Annotated in this window: 22 protein-coding genes and 1 rRNA gene; 4 read left to right on the forward strand and 19 right to left on the reverse strand. The window is 42.0% G+C overall.

The features are described 5' to 3' along the window. The 8 genes from L4D20_RS24080 to dusA form a co-directional block, all read right to left on the reverse strand. Positions 1 to 161 (reverse strand): 16S ribosomal RNA (locus L4D20_RS24080); the annotation flags it as partial. 646 nt (positions 162 to 807) lie between these two features. After that, complete coding sequence (locus L4D20_RS24085) at positions 808 to 1,584, reverse strand: phosphoadenylyl-sulfate reductase (protein WP_428804103.1); 777 nt, start codon at positions 1,582 to 1,584, stop codon at positions 808 to 810. After that, the gene (gene cysI / locus L4D20_RS24090; RefSeq protein ID WP_428804104.1) at positions 1,577 to 3,295 is read right to left on the reverse strand and encodes an assimilatory sulfite reductase (NADPH) hemoprotein subunit; all 1,719 of its coding nucleotides are present in this window, start codon (positions 3,293 to 3,295) and stop codon (positions 1,577 to 1,579) included. The genes L4D20_RS24085 and cysI overlap by 8 nt, the downstream gene beginning before the upstream one ends. Continuing rightward, complete coding sequence (locus tag L4D20_RS24095; protein WP_428804105.1) at positions 3,295 to 5,184, reverse strand: assimilatory sulfite reductase (NADPH) flavoprotein subunit; 1,890 nt, start codon at positions 5,182 to 5,184, stop codon at positions 3,295 to 3,297. The genes cysI and L4D20_RS24095 overlap by 1 nt, the downstream gene beginning before the upstream one ends. A gap of 93 nt (positions 5,185 to 5,277) precedes the next feature. After that, entirely contained in the window at positions 5,278 to 5,508 is a 231-nt protein-coding gene (locus L4D20_RS24100) for a hypothetical protein (RefSeq protein WP_428804106.1), read from the reverse strand. A 157-nt stretch (positions 5,509 to 5,665) separates the two neighbouring features. Then, the gene (locus L4D20_RS24105; RefSeq protein ID WP_428804107.1) at positions 5,666 to 6,325 is read right to left on the reverse strand and encodes a TIGR04219 family outer membrane beta-barrel protein; all 660 of its coding nucleotides are present in this window, start codon (positions 6,323 to 6,325) and stop codon (positions 5,666 to 5,668) included. 97 nt (positions 6,326 to 6,422) lie between these two features. Continuing rightward, positions 6,423 to 6,632 carry an envelope stress response protein PspG gene (gene pspG, locus L4D20_RS24110; protein WP_428804108.1) on the reverse strand — a complete coding sequence of 70 codons (210 nt, stop codon included), beginning with the start codon at positions 6,630 to 6,632 and terminating at the stop codon, positions 6,423 to 6,425. A 186-nt stretch (positions 6,633 to 6,818) separates the two neighbouring features. After that, the gene (gene dusA, locus L4D20_RS24115; protein WP_428804120.1) at positions 6,819 to 7,805 is read right to left on the reverse strand and encodes a tRNA dihydrouridine(20/20a) synthase DusA; all 987 of its coding nucleotides are present in this window, start codon (positions 7,803 to 7,805) and stop codon (positions 6,819 to 6,821) included. Between the two features lie 424 nt (positions 7,806 to 8,229). Here dusA and zur point away from each other — a divergent pair, with 424 nt between their 5' ends. Beyond that, positions 8,230 to 8,694 (forward strand): zinc uptake transcriptional repressor Zur, encoded by a 465-nt coding sequence (gene zur / locus L4D20_RS24120; protein WP_428804109.1) that lies wholly within the window; start codon positions 8,230 to 8,232, stop codon positions 8,692 to 8,694. Between the two features lie 9 nt (positions 8,695 to 8,703). Next, positions 8,704 to 9,165, forward strand: a complete 462-nt coding sequence (locus L4D20_RS24125) for a chemotaxis protein CheX (protein WP_428804110.1) — start codon at positions 8,704 to 8,706, stop codon at positions 9,163 to 9,165. A 129-nt stretch (positions 9,166 to 9,294) separates the two neighbouring features. On the opposite strand, the gene pgi is transcribed toward L4D20_RS24125, so the two are convergent. Further along, positions 9,295 to 10,947: a glucose-6-phosphate isomerase gene (gene pgi, locus L4D20_RS24130; RefSeq protein WP_428804111.1), complete on the reverse strand. Its 1,653-nt coding sequence runs from the start codon at positions 10,945 to 10,947 to the stop codon at positions 9,295 to 9,297. A 282-nt stretch (positions 10,948 to 11,229) separates the two neighbouring features. Here pgi and L4D20_RS24135 point away from each other — a divergent pair, with 282 nt between their 5' ends. Beyond that, positions 11,230 to 11,658: a secondary thiamine-phosphate synthase enzyme YjbQ gene (locus L4D20_RS24135; RefSeq protein ID WP_428804112.1), complete on the forward strand. Its 429-nt coding sequence runs from the start codon at positions 11,230 to 11,232 to the stop codon at positions 11,656 to 11,658. A 45-nt stretch (positions 11,659 to 11,703) separates the two neighbouring features. Here the strand turns inward: L4D20_RS24135 and L4D20_RS24140 are convergent, their stop codons facing one another. The 3 genes from L4D20_RS24140 to L4D20_RS24150 are packed head-to-tail and all read right to left on the reverse strand — an operon-like array spanning position 11,704 to position 15,402. Next, a complete protein-coding gene (locus L4D20_RS24140) occupies positions 11,704 to 12,900 on the reverse strand; it encodes a BamA/TamA family outer membrane protein (protein WP_428804113.1) in 1,197 nt (398 codons plus the stop codon). A 5-nt stretch (positions 12,901 to 12,905) separates the two neighbouring features. Further along, complete coding sequence (gene alr / locus L4D20_RS24145) at positions 12,906 to 13,982, reverse strand: alanine racemase (protein WP_428804121.1); 1,077 nt, start codon at positions 13,980 to 13,982, stop codon at positions 12,906 to 12,908. 13 nt (positions 13,983 to 13,995) lie between these two features. Beyond that, positions 13,996 to 15,402 (reverse strand): replicative DNA helicase, encoded by a 1,407-nt coding sequence (locus L4D20_RS24150; protein WP_428804114.1) that lies wholly within the window; start codon positions 15,400 to 15,402, stop codon positions 13,996 to 13,998. Positions 15,403 to 15,572: 170 nt separating this feature from the next. Here L4D20_RS24150 and L4D20_RS24155 point away from each other — a divergent pair, with 170 nt between their 5' ends. Then, on the forward strand, positions 15,573 to 16,337 hold the full coding sequence (locus L4D20_RS24155; protein ID WP_428804115.1) for a DUF481 domain-containing protein: 765 nt from the start codon (positions 15,573 to 15,575) through the stop codon (positions 16,335 to 16,337). 144 nt (positions 16,338 to 16,481) lie between these two features. Here the strand turns inward: L4D20_RS24155 and rplI are convergent, their stop codons facing one another. The 7 genes from rplI to L4D20_RS24190 all read right to left on the reverse strand — a co-directional run. Beyond that, on the reverse strand, positions 16,482 to 16,934 hold the full coding sequence (gene rplI, locus L4D20_RS24160; RefSeq protein WP_428804116.1) for a 50S ribosomal protein L9: 453 nt from the start codon (positions 16,932 to 16,934) through the stop codon (positions 16,482 to 16,484). Positions 16,935 to 16,966: 32 nt separating this feature from the next. Beyond that, the gene (gene rpsR, locus L4D20_RS24165) at positions 16,967 to 17,194 is read right to left on the reverse strand and encodes a 30S ribosomal protein S18 (RefSeq protein WP_000090472.1); all 228 of its coding nucleotides are present in this window, start codon (positions 17,192 to 17,194) and stop codon (positions 16,967 to 16,969) included. Positions 17,195 to 17,210: 16 nt separating this feature from the next. Beyond that, positions 17,211 to 17,513, reverse strand: coding sequence for a primosomal replication protein N (gene priB / locus L4D20_RS24170; protein WP_428804117.1), 303 nt, complete (start codon positions 17,511 to 17,513; stop codon positions 17,211 to 17,213). Between the two features lie 7 nt (positions 17,514 to 17,520). Further along, positions 17,521 to 17,919, reverse strand: a complete 399-nt coding sequence (gene rpsF / locus L4D20_RS24175; RefSeq protein ID WP_102403205.1) for a 30S ribosomal protein S6 — start codon at positions 17,917 to 17,919, stop codon at positions 17,521 to 17,523. A 256-nt stretch (positions 17,920 to 18,175) separates the two neighbouring features. Further along, positions 18,176 to 18,655, reverse strand: a complete 480-nt coding sequence (gene bfr, locus L4D20_RS24180) for a bacterioferritin (RefSeq protein ID WP_428804118.1) — start codon at positions 18,653 to 18,655, stop codon at positions 18,176 to 18,178. 91 nt (positions 18,656 to 18,746) lie between these two features. Next, positions 18,747 to 18,935: a (2Fe-2S)-binding protein gene (locus L4D20_RS24185; RefSeq protein ID WP_428804119.1), complete on the reverse strand. Its 189-nt coding sequence runs from the start codon at positions 18,933 to 18,935 to the stop codon at positions 18,747 to 18,749. Positions 18,936 to 19,115: 180 nt separating this feature from the next. Continuing rightward, a partial coding sequence (locus tag L4D20_RS24190) for an EF-Tu C-terminal domain-related protein (RefSeq protein ID WP_489686425.1) occupies positions 19,116 to 19,320 on the reverse strand: 205 nt, incomplete at its 5' end.

Below are 19,320 nucleotides of genomic sequence, written 5' to 3' on the forward strand. Positions count from 1 at the left end.
TTCCAATGGTTATCCCCCTCTACTGGGCAACTTCCTAGGCATTACTCACCCGTCCGCCGCTCGACGCCGAAGTAGCAAGCTACTTCTCGTTTCCGCTCGACTTGCATGTGTTAGGCCTGCCGCCAGCGTTCAATCTGAGCCATGATCAAACTCTTCAATTTAAGATTTTGTCGGCTCAATGAATACTGACTTCAAAACTAATCTTCATGTAAACATGAAGATGTAACTTTAAAGCTATTACCTTTCCAACAGAATGGTAATGAATTGACTGTGCCAAATAACCGCTCTCTATAAAGAAAGTAATTATTCGTATTGGTCACTCAGTTCATTGAAGCCCAAGTGTTTCCGAAGAAACTGTTTTTACCAAGGTAAAAACATTTTGGATTTTCATCAACGAGTGCCCACACAGATTGATAGGTTTAAATTGTTAAAGAGCGTTCTTCTTTTGTGATTTACATCACTTGGAAGAGGCGGCCATTCTAGCGAGATAATCKTMAGTGTCAAACACTTTTTTAAATTTTCTCATTTTGCTTTCGTTGCCTTGTTGACCCTGCTTGGTAACCCGTAAGCCCTTGCTGTGTCAACGAGGAGGCATTATAGAGATCGAACTCACATTGGCAAGAGTTATTTGTGAAAAAATGCAAAAAACAGCATCACACGATGATTTTTCATTCAAACGCTTATTTATCTACATTTACACAGATCCAATCTACATCTTATCCCCAGACTTATTCACAATTCCATTTTACACCTATCTTTACTGACATAAAAAAAGCTGCATTCGCAGCTTTAATTACACATTCAAGACTAAATTCCGGAGCCATACTGTTCGCTATCATCTTCATGAAGGCCACATTCTCTTTTTAGGCCAAAGAATCGGGTTTCTTCTTCATTCATCCCTGGTTCCCACTTCTTGGTTGTATGTGTATCTCCAACCGACAAGTAGCCCTCTTCTCTTAATGGGTGATACGCTAAACCATGCTCTTCTATATAGTAGTGAACATCTTTGTTGGTCCAATCGATTACCGGAAGAAATTTGAATACACCATTTTGCAAAGAGAGAATTGGTAGATTGGCTCGGCTACTTGATTGCTCCCTTCTTAAACCAGAGAACCAAGTTCCAACATCAAGCTCATCTAAAGCTCTACGCATTGGTTCAACTTTATTTAACTTATTGTACTTTTCAATTCCCTCTACACCCTGTTCCCACAATTTACCATAACGGGCTTCTTGCCAGTTTGGGCTTTCAAGCGAACGATATACCTTGAGGTTCAGCGTCAGTTGCTTGCTTAACTGATCGATAAAGCGATACGTTTCATTAAATAGATATCCGGTATCTGTCAGTATTACCGGAACATCTGGATCGGCTTGAGTCACTAAGTGAAGCATCACAGCTGCTTGAATACCAAAACTCGATGAAACAGCATGTGCACCTTCTAAGTTTTCTAGTGCCCATCTTACTCGTTGCTGCGCAGTTAGCTGTTCTAGCTCTGCATTAATTTCAGCAAGACGGAGGATTTGCTCCGTCTTAGTTAATGAGAGTAGTTCTGCTAACTTCAATTTTGAAGCGACAGAATTAAGCATAAAGATCCCTCTTTGATACGACGACTTCGTCGATAATTCCTGCACGTATAGTGAAGTCACCAAATCCTTCATTAAGTTCACGCTCTTTAGCCCACCTTCCAACAAGTTGGTCGATCTCTTCTAAGATCTGCTTATCGGTTATGTTCTCTTTATACATCTTAGGAACACGAGTACCCGCTTTATTGCCACCAAGATGAAGGTTATATCGATTAGGTGCTTTACCTACTAACCCTATTTCCGCCAACATCGCTCTACCACAACCATTCGGACAACCTGTTACTCTAAGTATGATGCTGTCTTCTTTGCCTAGTTGATATTTTTCTAAAATAGTTTCAACGTCAGTAACAAATTGCGGTAAGAAACGTTCGGCTTCAGCCATTGCTAATGGACACGTTGGAAAGGCTACGCACGCCATTGAATTTTTACGTTGCTCACTAACCGAATCATCCATTAGGCCGTGTTCACGTGCTATTTTTTCTATCTTAGCTTTTTCTTTAGCCGGGACACCTGCAACAATTAGGTTTTGGTTAGCTGTCATGCGGAAATCACCTTTATGGATTTTCGCTATTTCAGCTACACCTGTTTTGAGTGGTTTATCCGGAAAATCAAGTAGACGGCCATTTTCAATAAACAGCGCTAAGTGATGCTTGCCATCAATACCTTCAACCCAACCAATACGATCACCACGCTCGGTAAATTCAAAAGGTCGACTATCTCCAAAGGTAACACCTGCGCGTTTTTCTACTTCGCCTTTGAATACATCAATTCCTACACGATCAAGGGTGTACTTGGTCTTCGCGTTTTTACGATTAGAACGGTTACCCCAGTCACGTTGTGTCGTCACTACCGCAGCAGCCACTTCTAATGTTTTCTCTAATGGTACGAAACCAAAATCATCCGCTTTACGTGCATAAGTAGAAGTATCGCCGTGAGTCATCGCTAAACCGCCACCCACCAACACATTAAAGCCAACAAGCTTTCCATTTTCAGCAATCGCAATGAAGTTAAGGTCATTAGCATGAACATCGACATCATTTTGTGGAGGAATCACAACCGTTGTTTTAAATTTACGTGGTAAATAGTTACTGCCTAGAATTGGCTCTTCTGTTGTCTCTACCTTTTCACCGTCTAACCAAATCTCAGCGTAGGCTCGAGTTGTAGGTAACAGGTGTTCACTTATTTTTTTTGCCCACTCATACGCTTCTTGATGAAGTTCTGATTCAACAGGGTTTGTTGTACAAAGTACGTTTCTGTTCACGTCACCAGCGGTAGCAATCGAGTCGATGCCAATGCTATTTAACGTTTGGTGCATCAGTTTTATATTCGGCTTTAATACACCATGAAACTGGAAGGTTTGACGAGTTGTTAATCGCAAACTTCCGTAACTGGTATTCTCAGTAGCAAATTTATCAATCGCTAGCCACTGTTTAGGCGTAATTATCCCACCTGGCATACGCGCACGTAACATCACGTTATGCAGCGGCTCTAATTTTTGCTTTGCACGCTCTGCACGGATATCACGATCATCTTGTTGATACATGCCGTGAAAACGGATCAGCTGGAAGTTATCAGCGGTAAAGCCACCAGTAATGCGATCTTGTAAGTCTTGCTCAATAGAACCACGTAAAAAGTTACTTTCTCGTTTCAAACGTTCATTGTCAGCTAATGGACCAAGCACTTGACCCAATACTTCTTGTTCTTGCTTGCTCATTAGTACACATCCCTTTGGTAACGTTTCTCTTTACGTAGTTTATTAATGAATTCCTCGGCGTCATCACGTGACATTTGACCTTGCTGCTCAGCAACCTCAATCAACGCTTCATGAACATCCTTTGCCATTCGGGTCGCATCACCACAAACATAAAGATAGGCGCCATCCTGTATCCATTGCCAAACCTGTTCTGCTTGCTCTAGAACTCGGTGTTGAACATACACTTTCTCATGTTGATCTCGACTAAACGCGACATCCAGTTGAGAGAGAACTCCGGATTTTAGATACTTCTGCCATTCGACTTGATATAAGAAGTCTTGAGTAAAGGTTCGGTCGCCAAAGAAGAGCCAGTTTTTACCTTCTGCTTCTCGGTTGTCTCGCTCTTGAATAAAGCTGCGGAAAGGCGCGATACCTGTTCCAGGGCCAATCATAATAACAGGAACACTATCATCTTGAGGTAGCTTGAAGTTGTTATTGTTCTCAATGAAGACTTTAACCTCACCACCTTCTTCTAAGCGTTGTGCTAAGAAGCTTGATGCCCCACCAAGTCGTGACTCTTCACCTTTTTGATATTCGACTAGACCTACTGTTAGATGAACTTCTTCATCTACTTCACTTTGACTAGATGCAATTGAATACAAACGAGGAGTCAAACGACGTAAAAGGCCCGTTAAGTCGTCTGCAGTCAACTTGGTTTTCTTCTCGGCCAATACATCAACAATTTGAGTATTCGCCGCATAGTGACGAAGCTTATCTTTATCTTCCACCAGCTTCTGCAGTTTTTTGCTGCCCGATAGCTCAGCAAACTTAGTGACAAACTGAGGGTTAGAAGTGGTAATTTCAAACTTGCTTACTAATGCGCTATGAATAGAGAGGCTTTCACCATCCACTTCTATGCTTTCAACACCTGACAAGCTCACTTTTGAAAGGATCTCATTCGCTAAGTCAGAGCTGTTTTCATACCAGACACCTAATGCATCACCCGCTTGGTAAGTAATGCCCGAATCTTCAAGGTCGATTTCAATATGACGAACATCTTTACCTGAATCACGACCCGTAATTTTTTGGCTCGTTAATAAGCTGGCCGTGTATGGGTTCTGTTTGGTGTACTGAGAATGAGAAGAAGCTTGCCCAACAGGTAACTGAACCACTTCAGCTTCAGTGCCAGAAGAAAGATCTTCTTGAATGATGTCTAACGCTTTAACACGCCAATCTTTCGCTTCACTTTCGTAATCAACATCCAGATCAATACGATCAATAAATGCGGTCGCACCTTGTTTCGATAGGTAAGCATCAAAATCTTTACCGGTTTGGCAAAAGAACTCGTAACTAGAATCGCCAAGGCCAATCACTGCGTATTTTAGGTTTGGTAATTTAGGTGCTTTCTTCGATTGCAAAAACTCGTGTAATTCAATCGCATTATCAGGAGCTTCGCCTTCACCATTGGTTGAAGCAACAATAATGACATGCGTCTCTTTCGCTAGGTTCTTACCTTTATAATCACTAGCATCAAATAGCTGAGACTCAACACCTAGTTGCTTTGCTTCATGCTCTAAGGCTTCGGCAACACCTTTTGCGTTACCCGTTTGAGAAGCGTATATAATAGCGAGCTTTCCGGCAGGCTTTGCTGCAACGACAGCGGCTGCTTGTTCAATAGGTGCTGAAGCAGCATTACTCTGGGTTTGGCTTAGGCCCCAAAAATAACCACTCACCCAAGCAAGTTGATTGGCTGATAATTCTGAAACTGTTTGTTGAAGTTGTCCAATTTGCTGCTGATTAATCGGCGCTGTAAATGCAGCCTGATCATTTGCCGAAGTGTTTCCAGTTAACACTTCCTTTTGAGAGGACTCTTTCTTATTTAAAGACATGGTCACGACATCCCTATTCATTGCGTGTCGATAGATTAACCACTCTTGCTAATAACAAGAAAGAATAGATAAGTATGTTTTATAACTTTTTGGAAGATAAGAATGGAAAACGTTTTATTTAGGTTCAATCCTAACTTGAGAAAAACCGACAGCCATTGCTGACTTTGAAGCAAGATCTAAATCCATATAATGACACTCACCACCATGAGAGTCGGTAAGTAAGACAAAGCCACCACGAGCATGGCGAAACTCCACAACCCAACTGCCCTCTTGAACAGAAGGCTCAATAATAGCCTCAACTAACTTATCTTCACGGTACAAACTTCTTAGCTCAGTAATCGTCATATCATCACGCACCAGTAGTTAACGAATGGCTATGGCCACTTAATAATAATGGTAGGTTTTGCTAAAACTGCTAATAAATTGCTTTGATATATAACTATTAGGTATAAAAAACGCCACTTAATGAAGTGGCGTTATTAAAAATGAGTTCGAGATTTAATTAGTACTGAAACTCAGCACCTAAGAACCAACCATTAACAAAAATAAACTCTTTTCCTAATGGTGCGTCAGCCTTGAATTGATCAGACTCTATATCAATGGTGCGGTAGCCACCTTTCAAGGCTAATTCACCTGAAGAAACATTAATGCGATATTGCATACCTGCGATCAAGTCTGTTGTTTTCAACCCTTTGCTATCACCAAAGTCGACCTGACCGATGATGTCAAAGTTAGTATTTTCGATATTAATTAGAGCTTTACCGAACCAATTAAAAGTTAGTTCATCAAACGTTTCGATTTTATCCGTCGTTGCATTCTTGTACTTTGTATTAGAAAACTGACTGAGTGCAATGCCGAAGTCGAAATCCATCAATTCGTGATCAAATACAGTGTAATAGAAGTTATAATCATACTTGTCGAACGCCATATATTCAGCGTCAAGCGTTGTATAACGGAACCCAACATTAGGTAGGTATGGTAGATCATGTTCGAAAGCAATATTAAGAGAAGGTAACTTCTCATCTTCACGTCGAACTTCGTTTACTTTGGTACTTCCCCACCACATATCAGCACCCAGGGTAAAGCGGTAAGGTGACTGCGCATAAGCTGCTGATGAACTAGCCAACATTAATAATGCTAACCCAAATCCCCGAATATTCATCCTATAAGATCCCTAATTAAATAACTGTATTGATTTTGATCGATAATAATCGGGATGATAACACATTACATTTTTGATTTTTTGTTAAATGAAAGGATTAACGGGGGCTATAAACGTAGTTTTTGAAAAACCATACACCGACAGCTATAACAATAAGCCAAGGGATCAACTTAAATACAACCCCAACCATACCAAGCACAGTTAGAACTAGAAATGAAAGTACTGTAGCTGCGAATACAGTCATCATAGTAATGCCAGTGACTAGCAATGTTGCAATAAAGACCAGCACAAAAATCAGTTCAAACATAATCAATCTCCCATTGAGTTTTAATCTTAACCTCATGGAACACTGCAGATATCAAGCCAACTTTAAAATAAACATAAAATCAAAGGGTTAAATTAAAAAAAAGGTGAGCATCAATAATGACAGCTCACCTTGCGAATAAATATTGGTAAATTTCACCATGTTACGTGGTGATAATTACACATTCCATTATCTCGGTACTTTATCCAACGCAGCTTCTAACACTTCAATTCCTGAACCGACTTTATGTGCGTTCTCACTAATGTATCTTCTCCACTGACGCCCACCCGGCATTCCTTGAAATAACCCCAGCATATGGCGTGAGATATGGCCTAATTTAGCGCCACTTGCTAGCTGTTTTTCGATGTATGGGTACATCATTTCGACAATGTCATGACGTTCAATGACAGGCTTATCGTGGCCAAAAATGCGTTGATCAACGTCTGCTAATAAATAAGGGTTTTGATACGCTTCACGGCCAACCATCACACCATCAAGGTGTTGAAGATGCAGTTGCGTCTCTTCCAGCGTTTTTACACCGCCATTCACAGCAATGATCAAGTGGGGGAAATCTTTCTTAATTTGGTACGCTCTATCGTAATCTAGCGGTGGGATCTCTCGGTTCTCTTTAGGGCTTAGGCCACTAAGCCATGCTTTACGAGCATGAATGGTAAATTGTTCACACTCCGCTTTCTCAGAAACGATGGTGATAAAGTCAGTTAAGAACTCATACGAGTCGTGATCATCAATGCCAATGCGAGTTTTTACCGTAATAGGCATGTCAGCTACTTCTTTCATTGCCGAAACACAATCTGCCACCAACTGAGGTTCTGCCATTAAGCAAGCACCGAAGCGGCCATTTTGAACACGGTCTGAAGGGCAACCTACGTTTAGGTTGATTTCATCATAACCTCGTTCTTGAGCAAGTTTTGCACAAGTAGCAAGGCCTATTGGGTTTGAACCGCCTAGCTGTAGTGCAAGAGGATGCTCCTCTTCGTTATAAGCAAGGAAATCCCCCTTACCATGGATAATCGCACCTGTAGTGATCATCTCGGTATAGAGCAGCGTCTCTTTCGTCATTAGACGATGAAAGTAGCGACAATGACGGTCTGTCCAATCGAGCATGGGAGCAATCGAAAATCGGGAATGATAGAAATGTGGGTTTTTCCCTTCCATTTCAACAGCGTCAGTTGTTGTTTGAATCGCATCATTTTGCATCTTTTTGCCCTATTTAACCCGAAATTCAATCTTGTTACGTTCATTGGACCATAAATGGCCCACTTAATGACTTTCCTAAACCCTAGATAATTAATTACCTAAGCTCTAAAACGTCATCAAATAAAGAGCGACGGATTCTACATCAAGTCCAAGCTTCTCCCAAGTACCTATCACTGCGTTATCTTTTTCTATCAGTGTGATTTTTTATAACCACACCTCATGACATGTAAAGTTCAAGCTATCGTTCATTTCGTATTTACGGTAACTTATAGCCTATAATTAAAGAGTTATGGTTTTAGTCTAATCTGAGTCGAGATAAATAGTCTGATGGTAAAACGATATTTGAGCGGAATTGGTATATTATTAATTATGTCCAATGGTTATGGTGAATAAGTTGGACCAGAATCTCGTACAGCAAATTGAAGATATATGTGGAACCCGTGGAGTGAGGCTAACCCCTCAACGTAAAAAAGTCTTTGAGCTGATTTGCGCCAGTAAAAAAGCATCTTCCGCTTATGATCTGCTAGAGGATCTCAAGGCAACAGAACCTCAAGCTAAACCTCCTACGGTATATCGAGCGTTAGACTTCCTTATTGCACAAGGTTTCATACATAAGGTTGAATCGACAAACAGTTTCATTTCGTGTTGCTCATGTAATGCAGATAAACATCATTCGCATTTATTGATTTGTGACAGTTGCAGTAACGTTATTGAGTTACAAGATGATAACCTTGTAGACTTGTTAGCCAAGAACGCAGAGAAACATGGCTTTGAGATTACGAATCACGTTATTGAATCTCATGGTATTTGCCAGTCATGCTCCTCAAATGTAGAAAATACAATATAGAAGAAGGTTATGCGCGCTGAATTTGTAAACCCGTTTTTAGCATCACTAATGAATGTTCTAAAAACGATGGCTTCACTAGAGTTGAAGCCACAAAAACCTCGAGTTAAGAAAGATGAGATCGCCCGAGGTGATGTCTCTGGTTTAATCGGGATGGTAGGAGATAAAAGCCGCGGCTCTATGTCTATCACTTTTGATGAAGACCTCGCTCTTGAGATCATGCAAAATATGTTGGGCGAGCGACCTAACGGTGTCAATGAAGAAGTTACTGATATGGTTGGTGAAATTACCAACATGGTAACGGGCGGCGCTAAACGCATCCTAGCTGAAAGTGGCTTTGACTTTGATATGGCGACTCCGATTGTTGTCGCAGGGAAAGGACATACTATTCGTCATAAATGTGAAGGAGCGATCATTATCATGCCTTTCACTTCTCAATGGGGTAACGCATTCATTGAGATTTGCTTCGAATAGATCATGTTTTCTACGAAGGTTGTGAATAACAATCACTCGAAGAATCAAAAAAAGGTTGGCTCAATGCCAACCTTTTTATTATCCGCTCTTCAAGCTACGCACTACTGCTAGTGCGCATAGCTTATTCAACTACGCTTTGAATGCTTTAAACGCATTAATCAAACCGTTAGTTGAGCTATCATGAGAACTTACTTCTGAGCCATCTGCTAGCTCAGGTAGGATTTGGTTAGCAAGTTGCTTACCTAATTCCACACCCCATTGATCAAAGCTAAAGATATTCAAAATTACGCCTTGAGCGAAGATCTTATGCTCATACATCGCGATCATGTTACCAAGAGTGCGCGGTGTAATTTGCTTAACCAAGATCGAGTTTGTCGGGCGGTTACCTTCAAATACTTTGAAAGGAGCCAACTCCGCTGCTTCTTGCTCTGATTTACCCGCTGCCGCAAATTCAGCTTTTACTGTCTCTTCAGATTTACCAAATGCCAACGCTTCTGTTTGAGCAAAGAAGTTCGACATTAACTTCTTATGATGATCACTTGCAGGGTTATGACTGATTGCTGGTGCAATAAAATCACAAGGAATCAATTTAGTACCTTGGTGAATCAATTGGTAGAAAGCATGTTGACCATTTGTTCCTGGTTCACCCCAGATAATAGGACCTGTTTGGTATGTAACAGCTTCGCCATTACGGTCAACTGACTTACCGTTTGATTCCATGTTGCCTTGCTGGAAGTAAGCAGCAAAGCGGTGCATGTATTGATCGTATGGTAAAATAGATTCAGATTCAGCGCCGTGGAAGTTGTTGTACCATAGGCCGATAAGCGCAAGAATTACTGGAATGTTGCTCTCTAGTTCTGTCGTTGCAAAATGGTTATCCATCTCATGAGCACCATCTAGAAGCTCAATGAAGTTGTCAAAGCCAACCGCTAATGAAATAGATAGACCGATTGCTGACCAAAGTGAGTAACGACCACCAACCCAATCCCAGAACTCAAACATGTTGTCTGTATCAATACCAAAATCCGCCACTGAAGCTGCGTTGGTAGATAATGCAGCAAAGTGCTTCGCTACATGCTCTTGATCGCCAGCACTTTCAAGGAACCAATCACGGGCACTGTGTGCATTCGTCATTGTTTCTTGAGTCGTGAACGTTTTAGAAGCGATTAGGAATAGCGTTGTTTCTGGATCGACTTTCTTCAACGTTTCAACGATGTGCGTGCCATCAACGTTAGAAACAAAGTGCATATTCAAGTGCGTTTTGTATGGCGCTAACGCTTCACTAACCATGTATGGACCAAGGTCTGAACCGCCAATACCGATATTAACAACATCAGTGATCGCTTTACCTGTGTAACCTTTCCATTCACCAGAAACGATACGGTGAGTGAACAGCTCCATTTTAGCTAATACAGCATTGACTGCAGGCATTACATCTTTGCCATCAACCATCACTGGCTTATCACTGCGATTACGCAGGGCGGTATGTAGAACCGCGCGATCTTCCGTTTTATTGATCACTTCGCCACTAAACATTGCGTCGATTGCAGACTGAAGCTCAGTCTCTTTAGCAAGAGAAAATAGGTGTGCTAGCGTCTCTTCATTGATTAAGTTCTTTGAATAATCAATCAGAATGTCTGAGCCGAATTGCGTTGAGAAGTTATCAAAACGCTGTGAGTCTTGAGCAAATAGAGATTTAAGATCCATATCTTGCGCAGTTTCAAAGTGCTCAGTAAGAGCCTTCCACGCTTGAGTTTGTGTTGGGTTGATATTTTTCAACATGGTGTCAATTCCGATGATACAGTAGGCTTCATTCTCGCAGCTCTATCCCTAATTGGTCGTAGAACAGCAGAATCCCCGGTTAGCAATATAGTAAAAAATTGTTCAGTAAATAGCTTGAAAACGTTGTAATTAATTTTCATATGACGATTATGACTCAGCTCGCTGTCACCAACGTTGAACTGTGTCACGTTAACAACTTTCGTAACAAGAAACCTTGTTTACATAAGGGCTCAAGCTGATAACAATCGTTCAACAATCATTTTTCAAGATTAGGGATAGACTATGTGGTTTCAGAAAAACATTCAACTATCAGCCAGAAAACGAGGCTTTCATCTCATTACTGATGAAATTGAACAACAAATCCCTGAATTACAGTCGTTATCTGTTGGCATTGTGCATCTATTTCTTCAACACACCTCCGCTAGTCTAACCATCAATGAAAATGCAGACTCTACGGTTCGAGCTGATATGGAAGCGCACTTCAATCGTTATATACCCGAAGGGGCGAGTTACTACATGCATACTTACGAAGGTGACGATGATATGCCTGCCCATATAAAGTCATCAACAATCGGTCATAGCCTTTCGATACCAATTAGCCAAGGTTCTTTGGCGTTAGGGATGTGGCAAGGTATCTATCTAGGTGAGCATCGTGACCATGCCAGTGGGCGACAGATCATCGCCACTATTCAAGGGGAGCAAGGTAACTAGGAGAGACAGATCCGCTCTACCTAAAGTAGTGAGTGAAACTAGTGACTAAAATGGCTGATTTATCATCACACGAAACAGGCTCTCTTCAGCCCCTTTTGCCACTTCTGCACGTACAACAATGCCTTCAACTTGTAAGCGAATAGCGCCTCCGACACTCCACTGCATATCAGTATGCAGTGTTTTTAGGTCATACTCCTCAGCCACTCGCCCTGCATCAATGAACGCAACCCATTGCCACCAAGGTAAATCGTAGTAGTTGATGACCGGAATACTGCCCAACGGTTGCCACTCTGGCAACATTCTATATTCAGCAGAATAGTGGATAGCGGAGCGACCATGGTAGCGCCCTCCCGTGTAACTACGAAGACGATATAGCCCACCCAAGCTAATCTGCTCATGTTCTGGTGGTCTTACGCAAGTTTGCGAATCATTACAACGATTCCAGCTTGGTGTATCTGCCGTATAAAAATCAAAAGCGATCACCTGTTGTTCAAATATACTTCCCAGAGAGCCCAAAGAAAAATACTGGCTGTTTTGAAATTCAATCTGGTTCCAAATTTGTTCATCTGTCCAATTTTCTGAGCCCATAGTGAATGTCAAATCTGTATGAGAGCCCTTTGTGGGGTTTCTTGTACTGTCGCGGTTATCCCAATCTAAGGTTAAGCGAATCGCTTTAGCTACTTCATTTTCACTAATGCTGTCACTGAACTCTCGAGTGGTATAGAAAGGTGTGAGTGAGATTGACGTAACACCTGACTCCATAGGGCTCGCAAATGAAACATCACGTTGAGGTTTGAACATCCCCATGTAGCCCTCATCTTTTACCACTCCCCAAGGTAAAAGAAATTTGAATTCAAATTCGTAGTTCTCTTCAAAACCATCGACTATGGTTTTGTCATGAAGTGAAGACCCATTATTACCTTGAGCACCGAGATAGTAAGGCGCTTGATTAAGCTTTGCTTGATATAGCTGGGTGCTAAATAACAGGCTATCGTTCAATGCATAGTTATAGGCGGATAAAAAGCCTATATAGCTGTCTTTATCGGAATAGAGCCCCATGCCAAACAGAGCAGCCTGAGGTTGCCACACTCCTTTCGCAACGCCAGCAACGCCAACACTAAGGCCAAGGGTTTCTGTACTAAATAAGAATGGAACGAATGCAGAGTCTTTCTCTTTTGCTACGACATTACTTGCCATTAATATGTAAAAAAGAACAAAGAATTGAACAATCAAGCGCAACATAGAGCCTACTTTTTATATTCCATAGCAACACGAGAAGTGAGCTTGGTGACCAATTCATACGCGATAGTACCGATATGAGTCGCCACCTCTTCAGACGCTAATTCATTGCCCCATAATATGGCAACGTCACCAACGCTGTCGGTTGCATCTGATCCAAGATCCACGGTTAACATATCCATGGATACTCGCCCAGCGATTGGAACTTTACGGCCGTTAACCCAAACAGGGGTCCCGTTAGGTGCCATGCGCGGGTAGCCATCGCCATAACCAATCGCGATTACCCCTATTTTAGTATCTTTCTCACAAAGCCATGCACTTCCGTAACCGACACTTTCTCCGGCTTTAACTTCGCGTACTGCAATAAGTGGTGACTTTAACGTCATGACTGGCTTAAAGCCCAATTGTTCAGCGGTTTGATCTGCAAATGGAGAAACACCATACATAATAATACCGGGCCTCACCCACTCCAATTGGCTCGGCTTCCATGCAAGTATCCCCGCAGAGGCTGCTAACGAGCGTTCACCATCACAGTCTTGAGTTAACGAAAGAAAAAGATCAATCTGCTGTTGTGTATCAGGAAGAGAGAGTTCGTCTGCACAGCCAAAATGACTCATATAACGTAGCGGCTTAGCGACATTAGGGCATGCCTTCAAACGAGCTTCGAATTCGGTGTAATGCTCTGGACGAATACCAAGGCGATGCATACCACTGTCGATTTTTAACCAAACGACAACGGGAGTATCAAGGCTTGCCTGCTCTAGCGCTTGAAGCTGCTCTTCACAATGAACAGCAGTTTGAATATTGTTGGTAACTAATATTGGAAGATCGCCGGATGAGTAAAAACCTTCAAGCAGTAAAATCGGCTTTACGACTCCGCAAGCTCTTAGCTGCAGAGCTTCTTCAATTCTAGCGACACCAAATGCATCAGCATCACTCGCTGCATTGGCAACATGGCGAAGACCATGACCATAGCCATTGGCCTTAACGACTGCCATTACCTTACTGCTTGGCGCTTTAGCCTTAACCAAGCTCAGGTTATGCTCTAATGCGGCCAAATCAATACTGGCTGTGGCAGCCTTCATGTAGCTCACACGATTACTCATCGTCAAAGGCTGGTCCAGCATAATTATCAAAACGAGAGAATTGCCCTTGGAACGTCAAACGCACAGAGCCGATAGGGCCATTACGCTGCTTACCAAGAATAATTTCAGCAATACCCTTTAATGAGCTCTCAGGGTTATAAACCTCATCACGGTAAATGAACATGATCAAATCCGCATCTTGCTCAATTGCTCCGGACTCACGAAGATCCGAGTTAATCGGTCTCTTATCAGCACGTTGCTCTAGGGAACGGTTTAGCTGAGAGAGCGCAACCACAGGCACGTTTAACTCTTTTGCCAATGCTTTTAGTGAGCGCGAAATTTCTGAAATTTCTAAGGTACGGTTGTCTTGCATACCCGGAACACGCATTAACTGTAGATAATCGACCATGATCATGCTTAACCCGCCAGAATCTCGCGCAATTCGACGTGCACGAGAACGAAGTTCTGTTGGTGTTAAACCAGAGCTATCATCGATGTACATGTTCTTCTTCTGCATCAGAATCCCCATAGTAGAGGAAATTCGAGCCCAATCTTCGTCGTCCAATTGGCCAGTACGAATCTTAGTTTGATCGACGCGAGACAGTGACGCGAGCATACGCATCATCAGCTGTTCAGCCGGCATCTCTAGAGAGAAGATTAACACAGGCTTATCTTGATCCATGGCCGCATTTTCACACAGGTTCATCGCGAAGGTTGTTTTACCCATAGATGGACGCGCGGCAACAATGATTAAATCCGAACCTTGTAAACCAGCAGTCTTTTTATTCAAGTCATTAAAGCCAGTGCTAACACCCGTTACACCATCTTGTGGTGTCTTATAAAGTGTCTCAATTCTCTCTAGTGTTTTCTCTAGGATGTTATCAACGCTTTGCGGTCCCTCATTCTCAGTAGTTCGCTCTTCAGCGATAGCGAAAACTTTACTCTCGGCAAGGTCGAGTAGATCTTCTGAGCTTCGGCCTTGTGGATCATAACCCGCATCAGCAATTTCGTTGGCAACACCAATTAAGTTACGTACGAGCGCTCGCTCTGCAACGATATCGGCATACGCATTAATATTTGCCGCACTAGGAGTGTTCTTGGCCAAATCAGCTAAGTAAGCAAAACCACCGACGTCTTCAAGCTGCTCTCGTAATTCTAAAAATTCAGAGAGTGTGATCAAGTCCAACGGCTTGCTGTCATCCAAGATGGATTTAGCAGCTTCAAAAATCAATCGATGTGGGCGGCTGTAGAAATCGTTGGCAAGAACTTTTTCGGCAACAGAATCCCAACGTTCATTGTCGAGAAGCAAACCACCAATAACGGATTGTTCAGCTTCTAATGAATGTGGAGGAACTTTGATCGCATCAACTTGTTTGTCTGAGTTGAATTTTTTTCTGTAATCCGTTTTTTGGTCTGCCATTTGATTGCTCAATTTCTCTTTTATTGCCGTCATTATAACGAGAATATCTCATTTGTAATTAAGTTAGAGGATGTTTGTATTTTACTTAGGTAGAATTGACCCTTCGTTGACGAAAGTGGGTACTCGTCAACATACTATTTGCCCCCCATTATATTCTCTAGAGGTTCTGAGTGCGTAATCTTTTGTTAGCGGGTTTTAGCCTGCTTACGACATCGTTGGCTTATGCAGAAGAAGCGTTACCAAGCCCTACAGAGATCGAAATCCCTTCCCCATGGAACACAGAAGTTGAATTTGGTTACCAAGCTCATAACGGGAACTCTGACTCTCAATCATTGAACTCTCGCATGAATGCAGAGTATGTCTCTGGCCGTCACCGTAGCAGTGGCGAATGGAAGTTCTACATGCTGTATAAAGATGGGGAAGAAGATAAGCGTCAATCCACCTATACCGCGCAAAGCGATTATAAGTTGAGCCCCAAAACTTACTTATATGGAAACTTTAAAGGTGTTGAATCGAGATACAGTGCTTATTTCAAGGATCACACACTATCAGGTGGTTTAGGTTATCAATTTACCAATACTGACGCGTTACTTATCGAACTCGAATTAGGTCCAGGTTTTCGTTATCAAGAGCCAAATTTAGATGAACTCAAAGACGATGACATCATTTTTCCCGAAACAGTTCAAGAAGGGATTTTTCGTGGGAATATCAATGTTGTATGGAGTGTCGTCAACGACTTAAAGCTATCAGCAGATATTACCGCAGTATCAGGTCCAAGTAATACTCGTTTAGACACCGACTTCAGTGCAACCAACAATATTACTGACGATATCGCACTCAAAGTCGCTTACGCTCGTCAGTACCACGATCAAGTACCTACTGGGCTCAGTAATGCCGACAGTATCTTCTCTGTGAACCTGCTTTTTATATTCTAACTAAAGCCAGATTAGCCTCGCCCCTTAATTATAAATCTTTAACTCATTCTCAGTTTATTCATCTCATATTTCAGACATAAAAAAACACCGGCCTGAGCCGGTGTTTCAAATCTTCTTAACGAAGAATTCGTCTAGATACTGAAATTACTCAGCAGCAACAACTTGTAGTTTCGCAGTAGCAAAAACTTCAGAGTGAAGTTGGATGCTAATGTCGAACTCACCAGTGTTACGTAGAGCGCCTTCAGGTAGGCGTACTTCGCTCTTAGCTACTGCAACACCTGCCGCTGTAATAGCGTCAGCGATGTCACGAGTACCGATAGAACCGAATAGTTTACCTTCATCACCAGCTTTAGAAGCGATTACAACAGCTTCTAGTGCAGTAACTTTATCAGCACGTGCTTGAGCAGCAGTTAGCTGTTCAGCAACTTTAGCTTCTAGTTCAGCGCGGCGAGTTTCAAACATTTCAACGTTAGCTTTAGTTGCCATAACTGCTTTACCCTGTGGGATAAGGAAGTTACGAGCGTAGCCAGATTTAACGTTTGCAGTATCGCCAAGTGCACCTAGGTTACCGATTTTATCAAGTAGAATAACTTGCATTATTTAATCCTCTTTCTTAATAAATCGACCGTTTACTGATGCTTATCAGTGTACGGTAGAAGAGCTAGGTAGCGTGAACGCTTGATAGCACGAGCTAGTTGACGCTGATACTTAGCACTTGTACCAGTGATACGGCTAGGTACGATTTTACCAGCTTCAGTAATGTAGTTTTTAAGAGTTGCTACGTCTTTGTAGTCAATCTCTTGTACGCCTTCTGCAGTAAAACGGCAGAATTTACGACGACGGAAGAAACGAGCCATGGGCTATCTCCTGATCTTAAATTTGAGTTATGTTGTCGGCATGCAATACTAATTTTCCCACACCATTTCGGCCGGTCTGATAAGCGACAAAGCCACTTACCTTAATATTACTACCTTGAACTAAGTTCTGAATTATTGCTTGTGACCTTTGCCCACTGACAACTACCGGCATACGACAATAAACTTGTCTCGGTAAATCAGCTTCTACCACCGTGGAACGATGCTCTAACCAAAAACGGCAATGAGCGATACCAGCAGGGCTTTGGCTTCGAATAGGTTCTTTGACGACAGAGCCGCTAAGTTCCATTCGATTGGTCATAAGTTAATTACTCAGCAGCTGCTTCTGGCTTAGCTTCTGGACGCTCTGTACGCTCTTCACGACGAGGAGCACGTTCAGCACGCTCTTCTTTTTGCTTAAGCATAATAGATTGTTCAGTCACAGCGCCTTTAGTGCGCATGATCATGTTACGTAGAACTGCATCGTTAAAACGGAAAGCAGTTTCTAGCTCGTCAATCACTTCTTGACCAGCTTCAACGTTCATAAGAACGTAGTGAGCTTTGTGAAGCTTGTTGATTGGGTAAGCCATTTGACGACGACCCCAGTCTTCTAGACGGTGGATAGTACCGCCAGCTTCAGTGATAGAACCAGTGTAACGCTCGATCATGCCAGCAACTTGCTCGCTTTGATCAGGGTGAACCATGAATACGATTTCATAATGACGCATTTGGTTGCTCCTTACGGATTATTAGCTTCCACGAGTGGCTCGGTCGTCCAGAGGAAGCAAGGAACTAAAGATAAATGACCGAGAATTAAGGACGGCAAATAGTACAGAAAGGAAGCAGAATAGGCAAGAGAAATGTGAAATAGATAAAGGTTGAACAGTCGCGAGGAGTTACAAAATCAGATAATAATAGTATTTATAAAGTTAAGTCGTTCAAATGTCATATCTTTGAACGACTTAACAGCTAAGAAAAGTACAGTTAATCATCTTCATCGACAAACTGTGCTTGAAGATAGTTTTCGATGCCGGTCATTTCAATCAAACCGAGTTGTGTTTCTAGCCAATCAACGTGTTCTTCTTCGTCTTCTAAGATATCTTGGAAAAGATCACGTGACACATAGTCTCGAGTTTTCTCTGCATAGGCTATCGCTTCTTTCAGATCTGGAATTGCCGTCATTTCGACGTTTAAGTCACTTTCGAGCATTTCTTTGGCATCTTCACCGATATTGAGTTTCCCCAAATCCTGAAGATTAGGGAGCCCCTCTAGAAAGAGGATTCTTTCAACCAGATGATCCGCGTGTTTCATTTCATCGATCGATTCATGATATTCTTTATCAGCGAGGTGTTTTAAGCCCCAGTCTTTGTACATACGTGCGTGAAGAAAATATTGATTAATGGCAACGAGTTCATTGCCCAGAACTTTGTTGAGATGTTGAATGATGATTGGATCGCCTTTCATGGCAGAGCCCTCCTCTGTGGTTCTATTAACTGTAGAACCGATCTGAAGAGAGTCAAAGTTTCAAAGCATATAAAGCGGCTTAGAAACGTTTTTAAACAGCTTGCTTAAATTGAACCGATAACGTTTCGTCGATAATTTCTTTAGTTGGACGAACACATTTACCACATTGACTACCAAGTGCTGTGCATTTTTTAATACCTCGAATATCAGAAACCCCTTCTTCGATCACTAACTTCTTAATTTTCTTATCAGAGATTCCATGACATAAGCAAACGTACATACAACAACCTAAAACAGTCAATACAAACTCAAATATAAATGAGAACAGTTTTTATTACCACTTTCAATAACAATTTATTTAGACAATTTTGTTATAAGGAAATTCGTTTTGGTAACAGGCATAAAAAAGGGAAGCCTAAGCTTCCCTTTTGATGCGATTATTGAAAACCTAACTAATTAATTAGTCAAAGATTTTAGCAACAACACCAGCACCTACTGTACGGCCACCTTCGCGGATTGCGAAACGTAGACCTTCATCCATTGCGATTGGAGCGATTAGCTCTACAGTCATTTGGATGTTATCACCAGGCATTACCATTTCTACGCCTTCTGGAAGCGTGATATCGCCAGTTACGTCAGTTGTACGGAAGTAGAACTGTGGACGG

This window comes from Vibrio kyushuensis (assembly GCF_050337325.1).
Classification (GTDB): Bacteria; Pseudomonadota; Gammaproteobacteria; order Enterobacterales; family Vibrionaceae; genus Vibrio; species Vibrio kyushuensis.

Bases quoted from the DNA above. Each gene is read 5' to 3' on its own strand.
- dusA (WP_428804120.1), bottom strand. From the start codon at position 7,805: ATGGAAGGGAAAAACCCACATTTCTATCATTCCCGATTTTCGATTGCT.
- L4D20_RS24140 (WP_428804113.1), bottom strand. From the start codon at position 12,900: ATGTTGCGCTTGATTGTTCAATTCTTTGTTCTTTTTTACATATTAATG.
- bfr (WP_428804118.1), bottom strand. From the start codon at position 18,655: ATGAAAGGCGATCCAATCATCATTCAACATCTCAACAAAGTTCTGGGC.
- alr (WP_428804121.1), bottom strand. From the start codon at position 13,982: ATGAAGGCTGCCACAGCCAGTATTGATTTGGCCGCATTAGAGCATAAC.
- zur (WP_428804109.1), top strand. From the start codon at position 8,230: ATGGTGAATAAGTTGGACCAGAATCTCGTACAGCAAATTGAAGATATA.
- L4D20_RS24150 (WP_428804114.1), bottom strand. From the start codon at position 15,402: ATGGCAGACCAAAAAACGGATTACAGAAAAAAATTCAACTCAGACAAA.
- rplI (WP_428804116.1), bottom strand. From the start codon at position 16,934: ATGCAAGTTATTCTACTTGATAAAATCGGTAACCTAGGTGCACTTGGC.
- L4D20_RS24135 (WP_428804112.1), top strand. From the start codon at position 11,230: ATGTGGTTTCAGAAAAACATTCAACTATCAGCCAGAAAACGAGGCTTT.
- cysI (WP_428804104.1), bottom strand. From the start codon at position 3,295: ATGAGCAAGCAAGAACAAGAAGTATTGGGTCAAGTGCTTGGTCCATTA.
- L4D20_RS24125 (WP_428804110.1), top strand. From the start codon at position 8,704: ATGCGCGCTGAATTTGTAAACCCGTTTTTAGCATCACTAATGAATGTT.
- pspG (WP_428804108.1), bottom strand. From the start codon at position 6,632: ATGTTTGAACTGATTTTTGTGCTGGTCTTTATTGCAACATTGCTAGTC.
- pgi (WP_428804111.1), bottom strand. From the start codon at position 10,947: ATGTTGAAAAATATCAACCCAACACAAACTCAAGCGTGGAAGGCTCTT.
- rpsR (WP_000090472.1), bottom strand. From the start codon at position 17,194: ATGGCTCGTTTCTTCCGTCGTCGTAAATTCTGCCGTTTTACTGCAGAA.
- L4D20_RS24085 (WP_428804103.1), bottom strand. From the start codon at position 1,584: ATGCTTAATTCTGTCGCTTCAAAATTGAAGTTAGCAGAACTACTCTCA.
- L4D20_RS24100 (WP_428804106.1), bottom strand. From the start codon at position 5,508: ATGACGATTACTGAGCTAAGAAGTTTGTACCGTGAAGATAAGTTAGTT.
- L4D20_RS24185 (WP_428804119.1), bottom strand. From the start codon at position 18,935: ATGTACGTTTGCTTATGTCATGGAATCTCTGATAAGAAAATTAAGAAG.
- priB (WP_428804117.1), bottom strand. From the start codon at position 17,513: ATGACCAATCGAATGGAACTTAGCGGCTCTGTCGTCAAAGAACCTATT.
- L4D20_RS24095 (WP_428804105.1), bottom strand. From the start codon at position 5,184: ATGAATAGGGATGTCGTGACCATGTCTTTAAATAAGAAAGAGTCCTCT.
- L4D20_RS24105 (WP_428804107.1), bottom strand. From the start codon at position 6,325: ATGAATATTCGGGGATTTGGGTTAGCATTATTAATGTTGGCTAGTTCA.
- rpsF (WP_102403205.1), bottom strand. From the start codon at position 17,919: ATGCGTCATTATGAAATCGTATTCATGGTTCACCCTGATCAAAGCGAG.